Below are 17,158 nucleotides of genomic sequence, written 5' to 3'. Positions count from 1 at the left end.
TTAAAGTCTGATTAATTAAAACTTAATAAACTAATCTAGATACAAAAAACCGCTAGACTCCATGGTTGTCTAACGGTTTTAAACATTTTCTAAAAAAATGTATTATTCAGCTGTTGTGTTTACAACATCTTTTCCATCATATTGACCACATTCAGGACATACATGGTGGCTGCGTTTCATTTCGCCACAGTTTGAGCATGTGCTCATTCCAGGTACTGATAATTTGTAGTGAGTACGACGTTTTGCTTTTTTAGCTTTTGAAGTTCTTCTTGCAGGTACTGCCATCTTGAACTACACCTCCTTAACTCATTTTTACTGCCGAAGCAGTAAATCTATTCCAATCTTACGATTATTCAGATTCTTCGTTATTATCTAACAAAGCTGATAATTTTGCAAGACGAGGATCAATTGTTTGGGCTTGAGTTTCCATTTGTTGATATAAATAATCTTCTTCAGACATAATTGTCCATGAATCACCACTTGGTAAATCATCAGAAGCCATTTCTTCTTCCGTTAATACCTGTAACGGAATATTCAGCAAAATATAGTCCTCAATTGCTTCGCGCAAATCGATAGTTGTGCTATCTAAAACGATAGCATGTTCGTAGCCGTCTGTTCCTTTAACCAATGCGTATTCTTCTGGAGTCATATAGATTTCATCGAATGCGATTGACATTGGATATTCAACTGGCTGAAGTGAGCGACTTGATGGTAAAGTTAACACGACATCAACTTGAACTTGTGCAATATACTCGCGCGGTTCAACATTCATCGTTCCTACCACTCTGGCTGGTCCAACAGCTAAAATTGTTTCGTCACGTTTTAATAACGTATCGGCTAATTCAATTGTTGTGTCTATTACTAAGGGTTCGTCTTTATAACGTCTTAGTTCCATTAATGACCATTTCACTGTTTCCACTCTCCTTGCGCAACAAAAATTATTATACTAGCTAGTCAAATCTTTGTCAATGAAATTTTCTTGACAGCTTCACGAATTGTGATAAATTTATTGAATACGACGATTAATACCTATCATCTTAATTTCTTTAGCCAAATATCTAACGCGTTCCATAATCCGTTTAGCTTTCAACGGCTCATCATCACCGCGTTGTGACTGGCGTAAATGTTGATTTTCCAACTGTTCCATATCAAAATTAGAGCTAAAAAAGGTTGGTAATTGTTCTTGCATACGGTATTGTAAAATAACCCCTAAAATATCGTCACGAATCCACGCACTCATTGAATCTGCTCCGATATCATCGATCATTAGAATGGGGGCTTTCTTCACTTCTTCTAGCTTGTCATTTAATGAATTGTTACCAATTGCTTGTTTCATTTCAACAGCAAAGGTTGGAAAATGAATCAACGTTGTATGAAAGCCAGATTGCGCTAATTCATTCGCGATAGCGCCTAGTAAATAGGTTTTCCCCACACCAAATGAGCCTTGTAAATATAATCCTTGTCGAAAGACTTTAGGTTGTTCGATATAATGATTCACAAAATCCACACACTCAAGATAGGCATATTCACGTTCATCCGTTAACTCAAAATCGTCAAAGGTTGCTTCACGAACATCCTTAGGAATATCAATTGCTTTAACACGGCGTTTAATCGCATCAGCTTCTTGTTTGGCCAACAATTCTTTCGTTGGTACATACGTCACATCAATGGAACGATAATTAAGAAATAGTTGTGGCTCATAACCAGGCGCTATCATGGAAGGATTACCTTCGTCATATTTTCGTCTTTCTTGGACAAATTCATATAATTTAGCATAACTTTTCTCAAGTAATTCATCTGTAATTTTCTCTTGATGTTCCAACAAAAATTGTTGAACATAGCGGTCCTGCATGACAGTATCAATTAAATGTTGATACCGATCTTGCCAGGCGTTTTGTTGAATGACTTTTTTCATTTCATCGCCTAGATTTCCCATTATTTCTCACCATCTTTTCCCTTTTGGCGCATCTGACGTAATTTTTCACGCATTAACGCTTGTTTTTCAGAAGACATTTTAGTCTCTTTTACTTCTTTATTAACCCAATCCGGTAAAGTTTCTTTACGAACAGGTTTATTATTATAAGACTTATTATTGTATTGGATCGCTTGATTTTGATTTTTATGTTGCTTTTCTTGATACGTTTTTTTTGTGCGGATAAGTGCATCAACCGGTGTTTTAACACCTGATTGAGACCAATCATTCGCTATTTTAAAGGCAGTAATTTCTTCAAAGGTGGGCTTGTTTTGAACTGACAGTAAATAATGAATTAAAATATTAATCACATTATTAGGTAAGCCAGATTGCTTCACTAGTTTTTCAATTGCCCAACGTTCAGTAATCACAACCGAACCTTTTTTATCTGCCTTAATAGCTTCTAAAAACTCCATAGGGGCGTATTCATTGCTTGAGTAAACAAGGGCGCGCTCTTGCTCATTTAAAGCTTCCATACCAGTCGCAAGCGCTGGTTGTGCCTCTACTTGAAGCGTTACTTGCTCACTAGTTGACGCCTGATTTCTTTGTTCTTTTGAAGGCGTTGCTGGCCGATTAACTAGCGCATACTTAAATTTCTTCAACTCAATTTGATTGGTTGTGTAGTCAATGTAATTGGCTAAATAATTTCGTAGCGTCATCTCGTCAAAGCCATATTGTTGATGAATAGCTAACAATTCATCTTTAACTGTCAACAAGTGGCCATCTGCCAAGTGATAGCGTGCCATTAACTGTTCAAAATGCATCCAATCAAAAGTTTCAGGATATATAAATTGTTTTTTCTGACTTTGTGAAAGTGTTTGTTGGACTGTCTTAATCACTTCAGGTTTTGCTGAAACACCTATGCGACTTGGTTGATACACATCAACAAATTGATGCGTGGTTTCGACATATCCATCTGGTAATTGTGCACGCTGAGGAATTTCTTGCATCAAGCGTTCAAATCGCCTTTGTCCTACCCGATCTAACAGCATTAATGACAACATGTCATCTTTTAAAAAAGCATAGTAGCTCATGGGTTTTTCAACACGATACATATACGTTTGAGCTTCATCCTCTTGCTTCACAAACACACGTAATAAGCCTAGTGCTTCTAGCTTCTTACGTGCTTCTAAAAAATCAATCCGACCTAAATCACATTCAGAAAATAAATCAGCATGAAACGTTTCAAAACTTTCAAACGGATAGTTAGGTGTCATCAAGTAAAGCGCGTTGTACAAGCCAAACGCTTTACTGCCAAGTAATGGACGATACAGCGTATTTAAAACTTTTAAATCCACCTCAGAAATTAATTCTGTTAGTTGAACAAAGAAGGTGTCTTTTGCCTTCAATTCTCGTCCGTTATCTTTCATACTACATCCCCTACTCTGTTGCGGTTTCTGGAGGCGCTTCTTCTTGCCCCTTATTAACCATTTCTTGCATTTCTTCAATAAAGACACTTACGTCTTTAAATTGACGATAAACACTTGCGAATCGAATATAAGCAATTTCATCTAAATCAACTAAATATTCCATCACATATTCACCAATCAAGGTAGTTGGCACTTCATTTTCGCCTAATGAACGCACACGATTTTCTACTTTATCCACGACGTTTTCCATCTGTTCCAACGAAACTGGACGTTTTTCGGCCGAACGAATTAGGCCACGTAAGATTTTTTCGCGATTAAATTCTTCGCGTTTACCATCTTTTTTAATGACTAACACCGGCGTTGCTTCAATTCTTTCAAAGGTTGTGAAGCGAAAGCCACAACTTTCACACTCACGTCTTCTGCGAATCGCACGATTTTCATCAGAGGGACGACTATCAACCACACGTGAACCATTATACTGACATTTTGGACATTGCATTTTTTTCACCTCAATTTAGATTATTTTATCTATAATAAACATGATTATTTACTATTTAACTGTCTTCATTGTACCATGATTTCCGGTTGTTGGTATAGTTCAAAATCCCTTATTTTATAAGGTTTCTCTATTTTTTTGTAACCAGTTGTCTACTTGATTTTTAGTTTCGGTGATTGAACCACTATTATCGATTAAAATATCCGCGCGTTCTTTTTTACTATCAATGGGCCATTGGCTTTCTAAGCGCGCCTGAGCTTGCTCTGGGGTTAGGTGGTCACGTTTCATCAGTCGGTCTAATTGCAGCTCTTGGGGCACATATACGACCATCACCGCGTCCATAATAGCTTCATAGCCACTCTCGTATAATAATGGAATATCTACCACTACTAATGGTACTGCTAGCTTTTTAAACGCATCAATTCGCGCTAAAATAACTTGTCTAATTTCTAATCCTAGAATGTCGTTTAATTGAGCCAACTTCTCTGGACTCGAGAAAACTAGTTCCCCCAATTTTTTGCGATGCAAACTCCCATCTGCTTGTAACACAGTCTGACCAAATACTTCTGTAATTTTTTTTAACCCTGTGGTACCTGGTTCCACAACTTCACGGGCAATTAAATCAGCATCAATTACGGGTATTTGTTGTGCGCTGAACATTTGGCTAACCGTAGATTTCCCTGTCGAAATACCACCCGTTAACCCTAATACAAACGTCATAGTCTCACTCCTTTAACGATGAATTTTTTGACAATTAGGGCAAAAATGTGTACCACGTTGAGCGACTTTCGTTTTAATAATCGCTGTCCCGCAACGTCGGCATGGTTCACCTGTTAAGCCGTATGCGTTTAATGATACTTGGAATTTACCAGCCTCTCCCAAGGCATTTTTATACGTGCGAATCGTGGTACCACCAGCTTCAACGGCACGTGCTAACACGTCGATTATACTTTGATATAAGTGTACCACTTCGGTTGGTGTTAACGAATCAGCTGGTTGTTCCGGATGAATTTTCGCTTCAAATAACGCTTCATCAACATAAATATTACCTAAACCCGTCACTAACTTTTGCTCTAGTAGTAATGGTTTAATAGCTTTATGATGACGTTTCAAGCTAGATTTAAAAGGAGCTAAGGTAAACACGTCTGGCGTCGGCTCCGGTCCCAACTTAGTGATACCTTTATATTGTAACGCCGTATCTTTTGGCATTAACGTCATGCGTCCAAATTTGCGAACATCTAAGTATCGTAACTCTGAACCATCGGTAAACTTAAAAATGACATGGGTATGTTTGGCAATCGGCTCACCTTGTTGATGAACTTCATATTTACCTTCCATGCGTAAATGAGAAACCATATCAAAATTAGTCCACTTAAAAATTAAAAATTTCCCGCGACGATGCATCGCTTCAATAGATTGGCCTATCAATTGATGAATAAATTCTTCAACTGCTGGCGCTTCAATAATACTTGGCCATAATACGTCAACCTCGGCCACCGTTTTGCCTAAAACTAATAATTCTAAACCGGTTCTCACCGCTTCAACTTCTGGTAATTCTGGCATAAAAAATCACTTCTTTCTAAATAAAGGAGGTGTGAACGTGTCACATCTCCTTAAATAAATTTGTCCTATAAAGATAAATAAAAAATGCATGTTTCTTGGAGCTAAACAATTCCTCAATCACTTTATTCAATCCGGATCTCAGGCGCAACTTCCTCGGTGATATGGTAGGATTCTCAAATTTTTTTAAATTTTCGTCATCGTTAACATATCACTCGAAAGTTAAGTGCGCCTTCAATCACTATATTTTACTTCGCTTCGTACCATGTTGGGCCATAACTACTATCCGCTTTTAATGGGACACTAAAGGCTCCAATATTTTCCATGACGTCTTTTACTAATGCTTCAAGTGCTGGGATTTCTTCTTTTGGCGCTTCAAAAACTAGCTCATCGTGTACTTGTAGTAACATTGTCGCTTGTAAATCTTCTTTAGCAAGGCGTTGATCAATTTCAATCATCGCTAGTTTCAAGATGTCAGCGGCACTACCTTGGATAGGGGTATTAATCGCTGTACGCTCAGCAAATGACCGTACATTAAAATTGCGTGAATTAATGTCCGGTAAATAACGTCGTCGGTGCCATAAGGTTTCAACATAACCTTGTTCTTTGGCTTCACGCACGATTTCTTTCATGTACCTTTTAACACCTGGGTATTTTTCAAAGTAAGTATCAATAAATTCTTTCGCTTCTTTACGCGTAATCCCTAAGTTTTGTGATAAGCCGTAGTCACTAATGCCATAAACTACCCCGAAGTTTACCGCTTTAGCTTGACGACGAATATTGCCATCAACTGCTTCTGGATCTTGAATATCAAAGACACGCATCGCTGTACTTGTGTGAATATCTTGATCTTCAATAAAAGCTTGACGCAAATGTTCATCTTGAGAAATATCCGCTAACACGCGTAGTTCAATTTGTGAATAATCGGCTGAGAAAATTCCCCAGTTTTCTTCACGCGGAATGAATGCTTGACGAATTTTTCGCCCTTCTTCTAAACGAATCGGAATATTTTGTAAGTTAGGATCAACTGAACTTAAGCGTCCTGTTTGCGTCAAGGTTTGCACGTATCGCGTATGGATTTTATTATCATTAGGATTGATAACTTTCAATAACCCTTCTACATACGTTGATTGAATTTTCGCGATTTGACGATAATGTAGGATTTCATCAACAATCGGGGCTTGATCTCTTAATTGCTCCAAGACGTCAACGGCGGTTGAATAACCCGTTTTCGTTTTCTTAATGACTGGCAATTGCATTTTTTCAAACAAAATCACGCCTAATTGCTTAGGTGAATTTATATTAAATTCTTCTCCAGCTAATTCATAAATGCGCGCTTCGATTTCAGCTAACGTCACTGCAAATTCTTGTTGCATAGTCATCAACGTTTGCGCATTGACACGAATCCCTTGAATTTCCATCTTCGCTAAAACAAATGATAACGGTAGCTCCATCTCATAAAACAGTTCTTCTTGATTTTTTTCAGCTAATTGTGCTTTTAATACTGGGGCTAAATAATTTAAGGTCGCAATTTTTCTCGCTAAGTGAGCCGTTAAGACATCCTCTTCAGGTACGCCACGTTTAACACCTTTACCATAGACTTTTTCATCTGTTTCGATGGCTTTATAATTATAGTGATAAGCCACTTCTGCCAAATCCTCACTCTTGTCGTTTGTATCTAATAAATAAGCCGCTAATAAGCTATCGAACTGGATACCTTTAGCTTGTATCCCATAACGGTTTAGCGCTACAAGTAAAGCTTTAGCGTCATAAGTCAGTTTTGTCAGTTTCTCTTCTTCCAACCAAGCAATCATTGCTTGGTGACTTAAAATATCATCACCAATCGCGACATATCGATTCGTTTCATTCCCCCATGATACACCAATGATATCTGCTAAGTGATAATTATCTTCTAACATTTCTAAATAAACACTCATACCATCTTCAAACATCTCAGCAGTAGGTTCCGTTACAAGCTCATACTTAATGTCTTCCAATTCTTCACTAACATCATGATAATCTTCAGTGTCTAATTTTGATAAAAATGTTTTAAAATCCATTTCTTTATAAAGGGCGACTAATTTTTCTAAATCTTTTCCTTCATACTTTAATTCATCGACCGTCACTTCAATCGGCGTATGAATATTAATTGTGGCTAATTGTTTACACATTAACGCTTGTTCTCTATCGTTAATTAAGTTTTCTTTACGTTTACTTTTTTTCATCTCATCGATGTGTTCATAAACACCTTCGACACTGCCATATTCTTTTAATAACGTAATGGCTGTTTTCTCCCCAATACCAGTGACACCTGGCAGGTTATCTGAGCTATCACCTGCTAGACCTTTCATATCGACAATTTGCATTGGTTCTAATCCGTATTTTTCACGGATATGTTCAGGTGTGTAAGACTCTAATTCACTAACGCCTTTCACCGTCACTTCAACGCGAATGTGCTCTTCAGCTAGCTGCGTTAAGTCTTTATCTCCAGATAATACCACAACCTCAAATTCATCTTTTGAAACGCCTTTGGCTAAAGTACCGATAATATCATCCGCTTCATAATTTTCAAGTTCATAATATTTAATCCCTAATGCCGTACACATTTCACGTATATAAGGCATTTGTTCTTTGAATTCACTTGGTGTTTTTGAACGACCCGCTTTATACTCTTCAAAGGTCTCATGACGGAACGTTGTTTTACCTGCATCAAACGCTACCAACATATGCGTAGGATTTTCTTTTTCCATTACATTAAGAATCATGTTATGGAAAGCATAAATAGCATTCGTATGTAAACCACTGCTGTTTTTAAAACGACTTAGTGATTGATAAAGGGCAAAAAAGGCACGAAAAGCCACACTATTGCCATCAACTAGTAATAATTTATTTTTATTAGACATTCTTCTTCTCCTTTAAGCTATTGACTCTATTCTAACAAAGTTTAGTGGGTTGAACAAAGAGAAAAGACAGGTTGTTGGACAATTTGCCAAACAACCTGTCTTTAAATGTCATTAATCTCTGCTAAAAATTTTCGCAAAAGCAATTAATAAATTGATAAAGTCCATATACAGCTGCAAAGCACAGAATACTGCAACACCTGTTAGACTCAATTGATTTTGTTGCGCGTTATAATAGTATGTTTTGATCATTTGATGATCATACGCTGTTAAACCAGCAAACACTAAAATCGTTAAACAAGTGACAAATAAATCAAACGCTGAGCTACCAATGAAGAAATTAATCACCATTGAGATGATAATCCCGATTAGCGCGATATAAGCCGCTCTACCAAGTGGTGATAAATCTTTTTTCGTACGACTACCAAAAATCGCCATCGCTGCAAAGGTTGCTGAAGCTGCTAGGAAAGCTTGTCCCATTGTTTCAACACCATAAGCCATTAAAGTGACACTTAATGTAATTCCATTAATGAAAGAATATAGTAAGAAACCACCTGTGGCCATGACCGGTTTTGTAAAAGATTTAAATCCTAAAAACAATACTAAAGCTATTTCGATAATCCACAGTATACCAAAACCAAATGGAACATTAGCTAAGAAACTTGCCATTTGCTCATAAAAAACTGTCGATACAGCATAAGCTGTCACACTACTTAACATGACACCTACTGCTAAAATCGCATAAACGCGTGTGTAAAACTCTCCTAATGTGCCTTTATTCGATACAACTTGATTTGATTCTAAATGATTGTTCAACAACAACACTCCTTTATAATTTACATATTGTTACGACTTGTATTTGTTAATAATTTTTCATAAGCAATTTCAAATTTTTGCACATCACCAGCACCCATGAAAATAATCACCGCATCTTCATGATCTAATAATGGTGAGACATTTTGTTCTTTAATAACAGAACCACCTTTTGAAATTTTAGCGCCTAAATCTTCAATTTTTACTTCACCTTGTGTTTCACGAGCTGAGCCGAAAATATCACATAAATAAACTTTATCTGCTAAATCTAATGATGCCGCGAATTCGTCAATTAATGCAACCGTACGTGTGAACGTATGAGGTTGGAAAACGGCAATAATTTCTTTTTCAGGATATTTTTGACGAGCACCATCGATGGTTGCTTGAATTTCAGCTGGATGGTGCGCATAATCATCCACAATAATCATATCACTCACTTTTTTCTCAGTAAAGCGACGTTTCACACCGTTAAACGTTAATAATTCTTTGGCTACTTCCTTGTCATCTAAACCTTCTAAATGGCTTAGGGCAATAACCGCTAGTGCATTGTAAACGTTGTGAATACCAAATGATGGCACTTCAAACTTCCCGATGATTTGACCTTTAAATTCAACTTCAAAAGACGAACCTGTTGTCGTGCGCTCAATATTAATCGCTTTGAAATCATTGTGTTCACTTGTCCCATAATAATAAATTGGCGCATCTGCCACTAATTTTTTCAATTGCTCATCTTCACCAAAAGCCACGATGCCTTTTTTAACTTCTTTAGCGAACGTTTGGAACGCATCAAAAACATCATCAATCCCTTGATAATAGTCTGGGTGATCAAAGTCAACGTTGGTAATAATCGCATAATCAGGTTGGTAAGCTAAGAAGTGACGACGGTATTCACATGCTTCAAAGGCAAAATATTCTGCCCCTTTAACCCCGTGCCCGGTTCCATCCCCAATTAAATAACTTGTTGGTTTAATACCACTGAAAACATGGGATAATAAACCTGATGTCGTTGTTTTCCCATGAGAACCTGTCACTGCAATACTCGTGAATTTCTTAATGAATTCACCAATAAATTTATGATAACGGATGACTTCAACTCCTAAGTTTTTAGCCGTTACGATTTCGTCATGTGTATCTAAAAAAGCATTTCCCGCAATGACAATCATGTTCTCTTTAATATTATCCGCGTTAAATGGTAGAATTAATACGTTGTTTTTTTCTAATTCACGTTGAGTGAACACATAGTCTTCAATATCTGATCCTTGTACCTTAAAGCCTTTTTCGTGCAAAATTAGTGCTAAAGCACTCATACCTGACCCTTTAATACCTACAAAATGATAAATCTTCTCTTTATTAATATCCATTATTTATCCTCTTTTCTGTATGCTACTATTCGTAACATCAAATCCGACTACCATTATCATACATTTTCATTTTTTTTTCAAGAACTAGTCCCTAAGAAAAAATAACTACTAAAAGAAGCCGTAACACAGACTTCGTCACGGCCTCATGAATGTACATAATTAGCAGATCATAACACTTGTTCCCTGTTAACTTAACTCACTAGTCGTCTAATTCGAAATAGCGACTATTCGTTAATTTTCCTTCATCGGACATAATGCCCGCTAAAGATTTGTCTAAACGCGTGCGAGTATTTTCTTCGTGGCCGTTTTTCTTTTTAAAAACTGGTGTTTCCACATCATTTTTAGTAGAAAATGTGCTAATTTTTGGTTCGGAAATCAAGTCCTTTTTCATCGCTTGAGGAACGGTACGTTTACTTCTTGATTCATTTAACTCTTCTTCATTATAAGTCTTTTCGCTAGATAATTCCTCCATCTCAAGACTGATATCGCTTGTTTGCTCAGTTAATTCAGGTATCTCTTGCTCGTCATCATTAGCTAGAATCAGGTAGTCTCGTTTAGCTTCCACCATTTGTTTAGCGAGTGCCATTTTTTGCTGTGCTTCGACAACTGATGGATCCTCGCCATACATTTGTTGCGGAATTGGCTTTGGGACAAACTTTTCTTTTTCTTCAGCAAAACGTGTTTTCGATAATTTTTCTTCTAAGGCCGCATGCTTATCAATACGCTCTTCCACGTCTTCTGGCAACCAGCTTTTAACCTCTTGAGTCACTCGTTTCGTAATGGGTGGTTGATAGCTTGCTGCAAATGTTGTTTTATTGTTTTTAGTAGGCAATGGTGATGAACCTTTGATAGCTAAACCTTTTGTCGCCTTTTCTTTTTTTACTGGCTTTGGCTCCCAATTTTTTTCTTTAGTTGGTTCTAATTGGACTTCCTCCACTTGATTGGCTTCGTTTAATTTTTCGATTTCATCTAAGTGACGTAACTCTTCAATCTTGTTCGTCATCACTGTTTGATATTTAGTAATAATGACCGGTTCATGGTCTTCAAATATTTTTCGTTTAGGTTGAGTGGTTAATTTGACACCTTCTTTATCTGAAAAAGCTGGAAATCTAAACTGTTTACGTTCTGTAGATTCTCCCATATAAGTCAACCCCTTTCTTTAACATACCAAGTGTACCATAATTAAAGAAACAACCCTAGAAAAAAAACAACAAAAATCTGATTACTGACGATAAAAATATCGGGCAAACGAGCTTGATTTACTTGTTAAATAATCGCTCGGCAGTAATAAGACAATAAAAGTAATTAAACCACATAAAAATGAAATAAATTGGACAAAGTTATTACTTTGAGCTGATGCTCCCGTAGTTGAAAATATAACACTTAAAATGACTAACCATACAATTCCACGATTATTTAAGCCAGCATCTCGATAGCGACGAACTACCCCACTGAACATTGGAATAATAGAAACAAATGAAATAACAATCCAAAATATAAGCAGTCCAATGGCTAGGATATTAATGATAGATGGTGCACTCGCTTGCTTCACAACCGTTTCAACGCCTTCACTTACCGTTACCTCTGTTTGATTGACAGTGAAAATAACTAGTGACAAGATTATCCCCACCAAAGAGAGTGCATAGTAGCTCAATACAGGTAACCAATAGTCCCTTCTAGTTGTGCAATCACTAAAATTGACATAATTCTTATAAAAATTTTTTATAACCTGGAAATAACTCTTTTTTTTCATTTTTTGAATCTCCTTCTTTCTCTGTTTTTTTATCATACCATATTTATATGAATGTTCAACAAAAAACAAGGCCATCTTTGACCTTGTTTTCTCTCATTCTATCTTTAGTTTATCAAATTAGTTTAAGCATTTAATTTCACTTTGATGGTTCAAAATCATAAGGCGTAATGCCTTCTGCCATCCCAATCAAAGGCGATATGCTTCCTTGTGCGACTAATTTTTCTGTCAAAATATACGTGATGCTCGTATCAACATGCTTTTCGGTTGATATTGAAACTTCTTCGTTTAGTGATATCTCAGGGGCAGCGGGATTTTCTACTACCACCTCTTCAACTGTTTCTTCTTGCACTGGTTCAGTTGACACGTCTGTTTCTTCACTGCTTTCAATGTAGACGTGCGGGTCTAATTCTAAGGCTTCAACGATTCTTGGCAATAAATACGTCAAACGGTTAGTTCCTTCGTTGTCAGTTGCTTTCACAAACGCTGAGGGCTCTCCTAGCATGATTAACAGCTCTTTACTACGCGTGATACCAGTATAAAGTAAATTACGTTGGAGCATGCGTGAGTATTGATTCACCATTGGAATGATGACCATTTTAAACTCACTACCTTGCGACTTATGAATCGAACAGCAATAAGCTAATGTAATTTTGCTCCATTCATTACGACCGTACGTCACTTCATTTTGATCAAATTGAATCACTAATTCATCGACCTTGTTTTCTGAATCTTTTGCATAGATAATTCCGGTAATGACCCCCATATCACCGTTAAAGACATTAAGTTCAGGCTCATTCACAAGCTGCAACACTTTATCACCAATACGGTAAACTTTATCATTCCACTTCACTTCTTTACGTGAACCATTTGGATTAGCATTAAAGATTTCTTGCATCATCGCGTTAATGTTGTCAATCCCTGCCACTCCGCGATACATCGGTGCCAAGACTTGAATATCTTGAGCAGTAAAACCTTTCGTCTGAGCTTTTGTCACTATTTGACGAATAATCGGCTCGATTTGAACCGCGTTACATGAGAAAAACGAGCGGTCTGGTTGATTCTTAGTTAAATCAGCAGGTAATTTACCGTTTTTAATTCCATGGGCTAACGAAATAATCGTTGAGCCATCCCCTTGACGATAAATATCAGTCAATTCGCAACTTGGAATCTCCGAGACTTGTAAGAAGTCATGCAACACTTGACCGGGACCAACCGACGGCAATTGATCCTTATCGCCTACAAAAATGACTTGCATATTCGTTGGAATAGCCTTTAGTAACATATTGGCTAACCATGTATCCACCATCGACATCTCGTCAACAATTAACAAGCCACCTTCTAATTTCTCAATCTCTTCAATATTAATTTTTTCACCAGCATTCAGGCCTAGTAAACGATGAATCGTACTTGCTGGTAAACCTGTCGTTTCATTCATGCGCTTCGCAGCTCTACCTGTTGGTGCGGCTAACAAAATAGGAAAGACTTCGTTATGATAGTCATTGATATCTAGCGATAAATCATTTAAGCCTGCAAATAACGAAACAATACCATTAATAACCGTTGTCTTCCCAGTACCCGGTCCACCCGTTAAAACAAACAAAGGCGAGCGGATGGCTTCTTTTAACGCCAAAATTTGCGAATCTCCGTAACGCATTTTATTTTGTTTTTCCAGTTGCTCAATAATGGTATCGATAGCTTCCTCTTCGTATCTGATCCGCTTTTTACGAGACAACAAACGTTTAATGGAAGTCGCGATGCCGTATTCTGAGAAATACAAACTATTTTCAAATAACTTTGTGCCTTCTTGTTGAATTTTTGCCTCATCCACTAACTGAATAATTTGATCTGCCACTAAATTAGGCGTGATTTCAACAGGGCGGCTCGTTTCTAATAAATTAATGGTGCGTTCCAACAATACTTCGGCTTCTTGATACGTATTGCCATCATTGAGTGAGCTTTGAAGCAACTCAAATTGAATGGCGGCTTGGATTCGTGGCGCAGAGGTTGCTTCAATCCCAATATTTTCCGCTAATTGGTCCGCTTTTTTAAAGCCAATCCCTTCTATGTCTTCACAGAGACGATACGGATTTTCTTGAATCAGCTCTAGCGTTTCCCCTTTATACTTTTGATAAATTGCCATTGAAAGCTGGCTACCAAAACCGTAATCATGAAGCGAAACAATCACCTGCTCCATCCCGTAATTTTCACGGACACCCTCTGTTAAGACTTGTTGGCGTTTTTTGGTCATACCATCTACTTCAAGTAAACGCTCAGGTTCATTCATAATAATATCGATGACTTTATCACCTAGCGTTTCGACAATTTTTTCGGCAGTTTTATGACCAATGCCTGGGAATTTGTCGCTTGATAAATACTCAACTAGTCCATTTTCTGTCGTAGGTTGAATTTTTTTATACGTTTCAACTTGAAATTGTTTGCCGTATTTGGGATGATCGACTAGGTGCCCAATAAATTGATAGGTCTCGCCTTCAATCATGTCACCAAAACTCCCAGTCACGACGATTTCTAACTCTTCATACGGCGTATTCGTTTCTTCCACGCCAATCAACATTACCTTGTAAAAATTACTTGGATTTTGGAAAAAAATGGCAATCAATGAGCCAGTAATATAAAGTGCTTCTGTTTCCATTTCTTCCCTCCTTGGTCTATTCCTTATTTTCTCTATGTTTCATCTTAAGCTTTTTTTCCCAATTAAACAAGAAAAAACAGCGACCATTTCAGCCACTGTCTTCCTATACTATTCAAGTGTTTTCAAAAATGCAAGCGCGTCTTCAACATTTTTAACCGGGATGATTTTTATCTTTGTTTTAATTTTTTCAGCTGTTTCTTTAGCGACTTGATAATTGTTTTTTAACTCTGGATTTTCTTTTAAGACTTCATCAGAATAATCCTCACTTGGTGCAAAAAAGAATTCTGCTCCCGCTTTGTCAGCCGCCACAATTTTCTTATCAATGCCACCAATCATGCCGACATCGCCATTACTACGAATTTCACCTGTCCCAGCAATCACGTGACCATTTCGAAGTGATTTATCTATTAGGCCTTCATAAATTTCTAAGGTAAACATTAGGCCCGCCGAAGGACCACCAATACCGTCTACATCAAAATCAATGTTTCGTTCAGATTTTAAGCTTGTTTTATCAGACAGCGTAATGCCAATTCCAACTTTGTTTGTTTCTTCTAATTTAATTAATTTTCCTGAGACGTTTTTTTCTTGATCATCACGTTTAATTTTTAACGTCACTGTCTCACCAAGCTTTTTATTTTTTACATAGTCCATAAATTGTTCTGACGATTCGAAGGCTTGGTCATCTACTTGATAGACCACATCACCAACTTGTAGTTTACCTTCAAAATCTGAACCCTCCACCACCGAATGGACGAAGACCCCCTCATAGACAAATTCATACGGTTCTTTAGCTAAATCAAGAGCCACTTTTTTTGCCATATTCTCAGATGAGGTCATTTGGAGTTGACCAATCACATCATATTCATCACTGTTATTATCTCCAAACAGTTCTTCCTTCGTCTCGATTTCTTGAAACTCATTGAACTTGGCTGCCAATAACGTCACTGGCGAGGCTTGACGAATGCCGACTGTGGTTAATAAATAAGCGCCAGTATTTTCATTCTTTTTACCATCGATAGTCACAAATTGTTGGACATCTTCCGCACTACCTGGCATTTCAATATAATAAGGTAATGGCAAAAATAGTCCTATCATCATGACTAAGCACGCGATAATAATACAAAAAAATAATGGTGTTTTCGATTTTCTTCGTTGATTCATCTTATTCACATAGCCCCCATTTATTTTTGTTGATATTTACTCAAGACGGCTTGATGAATATTAGTTGGTAAATAAGCCGAAACATCGCCACCAAACGTTGTGATTTCTTTAATTAGACTTGAACTAATCTGACTCAAAGCGGGTGGTGATAATAAAAATACCGTTTCAATTTCTGGAGCCAAATCATGGTTCATATGCGCGATGCTTTTCTCATACTCATAATCGGTCGTGTTACGAATACCGCGTATTAATACTGTTGCCCCTAAGTCGCGCGCTAAATTGACGGTTAAGTCAAGCTCACTTGCCATCACTTTCACATTGGGTAAATGAGCTAAAGCTGCTTGGGTCAACGTTAATTTCTCTTCTTTAGTAAATAATGACTTTTTATTTGTGTTTGTCATAATAGCAACCGTCACTTGTTCAAACATCTGGGCAGCACGTTCAACTGTATCTAAATGACCTTTCGTAAATGGATCAAAACTTCCGGGAAATAGCGCCAGTTTATTCATCAGCAACACGCTCCCTCTTATAAATCGTGATACGAGTATTCCCATATAACTGATTTTTCAAACAGGTTAACCCTTCAATCTCACCTAAATCAAACATTTTGTCTGTCTCACACACAACTTTAGCCCCTTCGGCTAATAGTCCGTTTTCCAACATAAAGTTGATTTGTTCAACAATCTTTTGATCTTTATAAGGCGGGTCAAGAAAAACTAAATCAAACACTTGTTGCTTAGCCGCAAACTCTTGTAAGGCCGCTTCAGCAGACTTTTTCATAATCGTTACGTGTTTTTCAGCTTTAACTAAGCCAACATTTTCTTTAATAATCGAGATAGCTTGAAAGTTTTTATCGATACAATAAGCATGATCACAGCCACGTGACAATGCCTCTAGTGATAAATTACCACTGCCAGCAAATAAATCTAATACAATGCCACCGTCAAAATACTGACCTAGCATATTAAACATAGCGCCTTTTATTTTATCTGAGGTTGGTCGGGTATTATCACCCGATAATGTTTTCAAACGGCGACCGCCGTATTCTCCAGCTACAATTCTCATGTTTACACTCCTATATAAAGAAGGGCTGTGACTGACGCCACAACCTTTCTGTTATTT

Annotated in this window: 16 protein-coding genes; all 16 read right to left on the bottom strand. The window is 37.3% G+C overall.

What is annotated here, in order from left to right; translation table 11 throughout:
• Positions 1-102 precede the first annotated feature (102 nt).
• The 16 genes from rpmF to rsmD all read right to left on the bottom strand — a co-directional run bounded on the left by rpmF (position 103) and on the right by rsmD (position 17,101).
• Positions 103-285: a 50S ribosomal protein L32 gene (rpmF, locus tag FA707_RS03330; protein WP_135253736.1), complete on the bottom strand. Its 183-nt coding sequence runs from the start codon at positions 283-285 to the stop codon at positions 103-105.
• Between the two features lie 64 nt (positions 286-349).
• A complete protein-coding gene (locus tag FA707_RS03325) occupies positions 350-910 on the bottom strand; it encodes a YceD family protein (RefSeq protein WP_136952887.1) in 561 nt (186 codons plus the stop codon).
• A 96-nt stretch (positions 911-1,006) separates the two neighbouring features.
• Positions 1,007-1,936 carry a primosomal protein DnaI gene (gene dnaI, locus FA707_RS03320; protein ID WP_136952886.1) on the bottom strand — a complete coding sequence of 310 codons (930 nt, stop codon included), beginning with the start codon at positions 1,934-1,936 and terminating at the stop codon, positions 1,007-1,009.
• Positions 1,936-3,342 (bottom strand): replication initiation and membrane attachment family protein, encoded by a 1,407-nt coding sequence (locus FA707_RS03315; RefSeq protein WP_136952885.1) that lies wholly within the window; start codon positions 3,340-3,342, stop codon positions 1,936-1,938. Before FA707_RS03315 ends, dnaI begins: the two co-directional genes overlap by 1 nt.
• Before the next feature lie 10 nt (positions 3,343-3,352).
• Positions 3,353-3,841 carry a transcriptional regulator NrdR gene (gene nrdR, locus FA707_RS03310; RefSeq protein ID WP_136952884.1) on the bottom strand — a complete coding sequence of 163 codons (489 nt, stop codon included), beginning with the start codon at positions 3,839-3,841 and terminating at the stop codon, positions 3,353-3,355.
• Positions 3,842-3,955: 114 nt separating this feature from the next.
• Complete coding sequence (coaE, locus tag FA707_RS03305) at positions 3,956-4,558, bottom strand: dephospho-CoA kinase (RefSeq protein ID WP_136952883.1); 603 nt, start codon at positions 4,556-4,558, stop codon at positions 3,956-3,958.
• Between the two features lie 12 nt (positions 4,559-4,570).
• The gene (mutM, locus tag FA707_RS03300; protein WP_136952882.1) at positions 4,571-5,401 is read right to left on the bottom strand and encodes a DNA-formamidopyrimidine glycosylase; all 831 of its coding nucleotides are present in this window, start codon (positions 5,399-5,401) and stop codon (positions 4,571-4,573) included.
• A gap of 245 nt (positions 5,402-5,646) precedes the next feature.
• Complete coding sequence (gene polA, locus FA707_RS03295) at positions 5,647-8,301, bottom strand: DNA polymerase I (protein WP_136952881.1); 2,655 nt, start codon at positions 8,299-8,301, stop codon at positions 5,647-5,649.
• 111 nt (positions 8,302-8,412) lie between these two features.
• The gene (locus tag FA707_RS03290) at positions 8,413-9,123 is read right to left on the bottom strand and encodes a Bax inhibitor-1/YccA family protein (RefSeq protein WP_425471301.1); all 711 of its coding nucleotides are present in this window, start codon (positions 9,121-9,123) and stop codon (positions 8,413-8,415) included.
• Positions 9,124-9,134: 11 nt separating this feature from the next.
• Positions 9,135-10,472 carry a UDP-N-acetylmuramate--L-alanine ligase gene (gene murC, locus FA707_RS03285; protein WP_136952880.1) on the bottom strand — a complete coding sequence of 446 codons (1,338 nt, stop codon included), beginning with the start codon at positions 10,470-10,472 and terminating at the stop codon, positions 9,135-9,137.
• Positions 10,473-10,671: 199 nt separating this feature from the next.
• Positions 10,672-11,613, bottom strand: a complete 942-nt coding sequence (locus FA707_RS03280; RefSeq protein ID WP_136952879.1) for a hypothetical protein — start codon at positions 11,611-11,613, stop codon at positions 10,672-10,674.
• 81 nt (positions 11,614-11,694) lie between these two features.
• Positions 11,695-12,225, bottom strand: a complete 531-nt coding sequence (locus tag FA707_RS03275; RefSeq protein ID WP_168177334.1) for a DUF805 domain-containing protein — start codon at positions 12,223-12,225, stop codon at positions 11,695-11,697.
• Between the two features lie 136 nt (positions 12,226-12,361).
• Complete coding sequence (gene recD2 / locus FA707_RS03270) at positions 12,362-14,875, bottom strand: SF1B family DNA helicase RecD2 (protein ID WP_136952877.1); 2,514 nt, start codon at positions 14,873-14,875, stop codon at positions 12,362-12,364.
• Positions 14,876-14,983: 108 nt separating this feature from the next.
• Positions 14,984-16,036 carry a SepM family pheromone-processing serine protease gene (locus tag FA707_RS03265; protein ID WP_136952876.1) on the bottom strand — a complete coding sequence of 351 codons (1,053 nt, stop codon included), beginning with the start codon at positions 16,034-16,036 and terminating at the stop codon, positions 14,984-14,986.
• 20 nt (positions 16,037-16,056) lie between these two features.
• Complete coding sequence (gene coaD / locus FA707_RS03260; protein WP_136952875.1) at positions 16,057-16,545, bottom strand: pantetheine-phosphate adenylyltransferase; 489 nt, start codon at positions 16,543-16,545, stop codon at positions 16,057-16,059.
• Complete coding sequence (gene rsmD, locus FA707_RS03255) at positions 16,538-17,101, bottom strand: 16S rRNA (guanine(966)-N(2))-methyltransferase RsmD (RefSeq protein WP_136952874.1); 564 nt, start codon at positions 17,099-17,101, stop codon at positions 16,538-16,540. Before rsmD ends, coaD begins: the two co-directional genes overlap by 8 nt.
• Positions 17,102-17,158: the final 57 nt, after the last annotated feature.

Origin of the sequence: Vagococcus zengguangii (assembly GCF_005145005.1) — a bacterium.
Lineage (GTDB): Bacteria > Bacillota > Bacilli > Lactobacillales > Vagococcaceae > Vagococcus_A > Vagococcus_A zengguangii.
This window is presented reverse-complemented; position numbering and strand designations above follow the sequence as displayed.

Bases quoted from the DNA above. Each gene is read 5' to 3' on its own strand.
- dnaI (WP_136952886.1), bottom strand. From the start codon at position 1,936: ATGGGAAATCTAGGCGATGAAATGAAAAAAGTCATTCAACAAAACGCC.
- coaD (WP_136952875.1), bottom strand. From the start codon at position 16,545: ATGAATAAACTGGCGCTATTTCCCGGAAGTTTTGATCCATTTACGAAA.
- murC (WP_136952880.1), bottom strand. From the start codon at position 10,472: ATGGATATTAATAAAGAGAAGATTTATCATTTTGTAGGTATTAAAGGG.
- recD2 (WP_136952877.1), bottom strand. From the start codon at position 14,875: ATGGAAACAGAAGCACTTTATATTACTGGCTCATTGATTGCCATTTTT.
- nrdR (WP_136952884.1), bottom strand. From the start codon at position 3,841: ATGCAATGTCCAAAATGTCAGTATAATGGTTCACGTGTGGTTGATAGT.
- FA707_RS03265 (WP_136952876.1), bottom strand. From the start codon at position 16,036: ATGAATCAACGAAGAAAATCGAAAACACCATTATTTTTTTGTATTATT.
- coaE (WP_136952883.1), bottom strand. From the start codon at position 4,558: ATGACGTTTGTATTAGGGTTAACGGGTGGTATTTCGACAGGGAAATCT.
- rpmF (WP_135253736.1), bottom strand. From the start codon at position 285: ATGGCAGTACCTGCAAGAAGAACTTCAAAAGCTAAAAAAGCAAAACGT.
- rsmD (WP_136952874.1), bottom strand. From the start codon at position 17,101: ATGAGAATTGTAGCTGGAGAATACGGCGGTCGCCGTTTGAAAACATTA.
- FA707_RS03315 (WP_136952885.1), bottom strand. From the start codon at position 3,342: ATGAAAGATAACGGACGAGAATTGAAGGCAAAAGACACCTTCTTTGTT.
- FA707_RS03280 (WP_136952879.1), bottom strand. From the start codon at position 11,613: ATGGGAGAATCTACAGAACGTAAACAGTTTAGATTTCCAGCTTTTTCA.
- polA (WP_136952881.1), bottom strand. From the start codon at position 8,301: ATGTCTAATAAAAATAAATTATTACTAGTTGATGGCAATAGTGTGGCT.
- mutM (WP_136952882.1), bottom strand. From the start codon at position 5,401: ATGCCAGAATTACCAGAAGTTGAAGCGGTGAGAACCGGTTTAGAATTA.
- FA707_RS03275 (WP_168177334.1), bottom strand. From the start codon at position 12,225: ATGAAAAAAAAGAGTTATTTCCAGGTTATAAAAAATTTTTATAAGAAT.